3 protein-coding genes are annotated in these 2,244 nt (G+C 70.4%); 2 read left to right on the top strand and 1 reads right to left on the bottom strand.

Translation table 11 applies throughout. The features are described from left to right. Positions 1-64: 64 nt before the first annotated feature. Positions 65-268 carry a hypothetical protein gene (locus tag ACFV0Q_RS40925; RefSeq protein ID WP_385013114.1) on the top strand — a complete coding sequence of 68 codons (204 nt, stop codon included), beginning with the start codon at positions 65-67 and terminating at the stop codon, positions 266-268. Next, complete coding sequence (locus ACFV0Q_RS40920) at positions 265-681, top strand: hypothetical protein (protein ID WP_385013112.1); 417 nt, start codon at positions 265-267, stop codon at positions 679-681. The genes ACFV0Q_RS40925 and ACFV0Q_RS40920 overlap by 4 nt, the downstream gene beginning before the upstream one ends. Positions 682-717: 36 nt before the next feature. Here the strand turns inward: ACFV0Q_RS40920 and ACFV0Q_RS40915 are convergent, their stop codons facing one another. Then, the gene (locus tag ACFV0Q_RS40915) at positions 718-2,034 is read right to left on the bottom strand and encodes a M28 family metallopeptidase (RefSeq protein WP_385013110.1); all 1,317 of its coding nucleotides are present in this window, start codon (positions 2,032-2,034) and stop codon (positions 718-720) included. Positions 2,035-2,244: the final 210 nt, after the last annotated feature.

The following is a 2,244-nucleotide window of genomic DNA, read 5'->3' as shown; positions in this document are numbered from 1 at the left end:
GTCCCCGGCCACCCTTGTCCTGTTCCGCCCCTGCGTACAGCGGGCCCGCTGTACCGTTTGGTCCATGTCGAGACACGTCACCATCCGCCTGGACGAAGAGTTCCACGAACGCCTCAAGGCGCGCGCGGCGGCGCTGGGGACGACGGTCACCGCGCTGATCACCGAGGTCACGGAGCGTGAACTCGACGAGGACCGCAAGACGTTCCTCTCCGGGATCGACGAGTTCGCCGACCACTGGGGCTACTTCCAGGAGCGGTTCGGCAATTGAAGATCACCATGGAGTGGGCCTGGACCGCCCTGGCCCACCATCTGCCGTCGGATCCCGCCGTCTGGGACCCCTCCGGGGTCGCCGCGGCCGTCGCCCGCCACCAGAACGACCTGGTGATGGTGCCCGAGCAGCCGGCCCCCGACACCGCCTGGCGGGCCGCCGCGTTCCTGCACACCCTCGCCGTGTGCCCCGCGCTGGAATCCCCGATGAACGAGTTCTACGCGGCCGCGGCCACCCGCTCGTACCTGCGGGTGGCCGGGGCCAGACAACTGCCCTCGCCCGAGGAGCTGGGCGACCTGGTGGAGGCCGCGAAGCTGGGCCGGGCGGACGTCGCGGCGGTCGCGGAGGAGCTCCGCGCCCGCATCCAGGAACCGCTGCCCGCCTCGCTGCGCTCCCACGCGGACGACGCGTAGGGCGGGCGGAGCGGGCGGGGCGGCGGCTCCGGGCTGCTAGAAGGTGATCTTCCAGCTGTTGATGTAGCCGACGTCCTGCGCCGCCACGTCCTTGACCTGGAGCTTCCAGACGCCGTTGGCGGCCTCGCTCGACGCGTTGACCGTGTACGTGGCGATCACGTTGTCGGCCGAGTCCGAGCCGGAGTTCTTCAGCAGGTACGCCGTGCCGTCGGGGGCGATCAGGTTGATCACCAGGTCACCGCGGTAGGTGTGGACGATGTTCACGTCGACCTTGGTGGTGGCGGGCGCGTTGCCCGTGACGCCGGAGACCGTGATCGGCGAGGTCACCGCGGCGCCGGGGGAGTCCGGGACGTTCACGTCCGCGGTGTTCTCGAAGGACGGGCCCGGCGGGACCGTGGCGGCCGCCCCGAGGGTCCAGACCGCGTACGCGATGGCGTCGGAGTTGCGGTCCAGGGCGGTGTCGTTGATGTTCGCCGTGGTGTCGCAGGAGGAGTGGTAGCAGCGGTCGAAGGCCTGGCCGGAGGTGCCGCCCCACTTCTGGGCCTGCGCGGCCGTCTTGGTGTAGTCGGCGCCGGAGAACAGGCCGCCGACCGGGATGCCCGCGCTCTTGAAGGGGGCGTGGTCGGAGCGGCCGTCGCCCTCGGTCTCGATCTCGGTGGGGATGCCGAGGCCCGCGTAGTAGTTCTTGAAGGTCTGCTCGATCGTCGGGTCGTCGTCGTAGACGAAGTAGCCCGGGTTCGGCGAGCCGATCATGTCGAAGTTCAGGTAGCCGGAGATCTTCGACTTCTCGGCCGCCGGCAGGCTGTTGACGTAGTACTTCGAGCCGACCAGTCCGAGCTCCTCCGCGCCCCACCAGCCGAAGCGCAGGTGCTTCGTCGGCTGCAGGCCCGTGCGGGAGACGGCCAGCGCCGTCTCCAGGACGGCGGCCGAGCCGGAGCCGTTGTCGTTGATGCCCGCCCCCGCGGTCACCGAGTCCAGGTGCGAGCCCGACATCAGGACCGAGTTGGGGTCACCGCCCGGCCAGTCGGCGATCAGGTTGTAGCCGGTGGCGCCGCTGGAGGTGAAGGTCTGCAGCGTGGTGGTGAAACCGGCCGCGTCCAGCTTGCCCTTCACGTAGTCGATCGAGGCCTTGTAGCCGGTCCGGCCGTGGGCGCGGTTGCCGCCGTTGGCGGCGGCTATGGAGGAGAACTGCGCCAGGTGGGCCTTGACGTTGGCCAGCGGGATGTCGGGCGGCGTCGGCGCGGCGGTGGCGGCCGTCGGCGCGGCGAGCGCGGCGGGGGAGGTGGCGGCCAGCAGGCCCGCGACCGCGAGGGCGGTCACGGCGGCCAGGCGCCGGGAGACGGACAGGCTCATGTGGGGGCTCCGGGATTCCGTTGGGGATGAGACGGAACGTGCGGGGATAGAGCAGGTGAACGATGGTGCGCCAGTGCGAGCCTGATGTTCAGCGAGAGGGTGACTGTCCGTCAAGACCAGGATTCGGTCAGGGGGGTTCGGTAAACGGACGGTCCCCGGTACGAAGGATTCGTACCGGGGACCGGGGGACAGCGGGGGTGTGTGTTACGC

It is taken from the genome of Streptomyces sp. NPDC059564 (assembly GCF_042735575.1).
GTDB lineage: Bacteria > Actinomycetota > Actinomycetes > Streptomycetales > Streptomycetaceae > Streptomyces.
This window is presented reverse-complemented; position numbering and strand designations above follow the sequence as displayed.